We start from the raw sequence: 1,901 nt of genomic DNA, 5'->3' as shown, positions 1-1,901 counted from the left end.
ATAATGAGAAACTGGCAAAGCCCTTCCGCTGGCACAAGAGTGCAGAATCGATTATGACTTCAGTGGCGCGAGCAAAGCTGAGTGTTATTGATAATAAATAAAGGGATTACCCAGACGGGACACTAGAGCAGCGCTTGCAGCAATACCACAACCCGTTATTTCTTCCTGGATAACTGGTTCCATATCTCTACCAATTAACGCCTGCCATCACCGGTGGCAAAGCCGCAGCGAAGCGGAGGTTTTGGCATCCGGTGCATGGCCTGGTTATATGTGCTCAGCCTTATGCTGGAGCGCTATCCTTTATTTTTGTCTCTGTTTACGTTCGGCGCTTTATCTTTCTTGACGTACTCAGTAGTCGACGGAGCCGAAGCTGGTTTGTCACTGTTGACGGTCGGTTTTCCTTTCGGGTCACTCATGACGAAGACTCCATAACAATTAACAGAATTGCCCAGCCCCCGATGAGCCAAGCTGCGATAGTAAGTTCACTGTAGGCCAATTCGACATTCTTCGCTTTGCGATTGACCGCGTCGGCCAATTTTTCGAGGGTATCGACATAGCAATTGAATAGGTGCTGTTCCCCTACTTCTTCGGTGCTTTCTCTGAGGTAATTGGCTGTTTCGGAGCTTCTTGGCATAACCGGACAGTCATCTATCTTCAGAGCCAGCAGCGTGTGGCCCCAAGCGCAGATTAACGAGAAAATCGCACCCAAGAGGGCAACAACCAATAGCCATTGCAGTACAGAGGTTGGGGGGAAAGCCAAAGGAGATTTAACCGCAGCAATAGATCCAAGAGCAGCTATCAATATCGAAAGCAGAGTGAGAAGTTTCGAACATTTTTCCTCAAAATGCGCAAAACGATCCTGTTCTTCATCGTACCGGTCTTTCAGGTACTCAAGCACATTAGACATGCTCTGCTTCCATATAACGCCTGCAGCATGCGCGCCCATGGAATGGAGCCGAAGGCGCAATGTAATGGGCGTCGCCGTGCCTGCATTGGTTAAGCGCATTCCACCTACTTCTTCCACTTGTACCAATCTCTTGCAGCCGCCAGAGCTCTGAGGGCGCACGACCGACAAACCCAATATTGATCAGTAGACTTATAAGCTGGGTTCTTGCCACAGTAGCTACACCGTTCCGAAACTGAACCGTCGCTTGTCTCGGTTTCGCTGACTAAATGCTCAAGACAGTTTTCACAGGCATAGCCCTCAAGACCAGAAGCCGTTGGTCCGCCACAATTCACGAACCTCAACCCGCATTCTCGATTGCATGCGCCTTCAAACGTGAGCCGATCTCGTTTCATATTCAACGCTTAACGCCAGCAATAAACGGCGCCCTGACAAGGGCGTCCGGTGGAGGCCGAAGGCCGGAACGAATTTGATTGCCTTGTTATGGTTTTTACTTGGGCAGCTGTTTCCACGGATAGCTCTCTTTACCGTCCGGCCCAGACTTCCAATCTTTATACTGCGAGGTCATGCACCGCCCGCAAGGTCTATATCCAGCCTGAATGGCATTCTCCTCGTCCGCAAAGAAAACACGATGTTCGGCATACCCTTTTGACAGCGCACCATTGGCTGCGGAGCAATCTAAGCGGTCATAGATTTTCGCTTTGGCATTGCCGCCCAGAGTGCCGGGCGTCGTGCTGATGACTGTAGTACCGTCTGCTGCTAACAACTTGTACGTTTTCACAGATACTCCCTTACCCATAACGCCCGCAGCACGCGCGGCTTTGAAATGGAGGCGAAGCCGTAATGGAAAAGACGTCGCCTTGCCTGCGATTGATACTGATTGAGCCTTCTCCCCAGCCCAGCGGTTGCCCGCTAAGCTGGAAGGCGACCAAGCACTACAAGGGAGAAGACTCATGAACTTTTACCATAGCACCCACCGCCATTATTGTGGAATCGA

2 protein-coding genes are annotated in these 1,901 nt (G+C 50.8%); both read right to left on the bottom strand.

The window, feature by feature from the left end; translation table 11 throughout:
• Positions 1-412: 412 nt before the first annotated feature.
• Positions 413-1,024, bottom strand: a complete 612-nt coding sequence (locus tag LWH94_RS19065; RefSeq protein ID WP_232903292.1) for a hypothetical protein — start codon at positions 1,022-1,024, stop codon at positions 413-415.
• A gap of 370 nt (positions 1,025-1,394) precedes the next feature.
• The gene (locus LWH94_RS19060; protein ID WP_232903291.1) at positions 1,395-1,685 is read right to left on the bottom strand and encodes an Ada metal-binding domain-containing protein; all 291 of its coding nucleotides are present in this window, start codon (positions 1,683-1,685) and stop codon (positions 1,395-1,397) included.
• Positions 1,686-1,901: the final 216 nt, after the last annotated feature.

This window comes from Marinobacter sp. G11 (genome assembly GCF_021282325.1).
In the GTDB taxonomy this organism is placed as follows: Bacteria; Pseudomonadota; Gammaproteobacteria; order Pseudomonadales; family Oleiphilaceae; genus Marinobacter; species Marinobacter vinifirmus.
The sequence above is the reverse complement of the archived record's forward strand: the minus strand, read 5'-3'. Positions and strand labels throughout refer to the sequence as shown.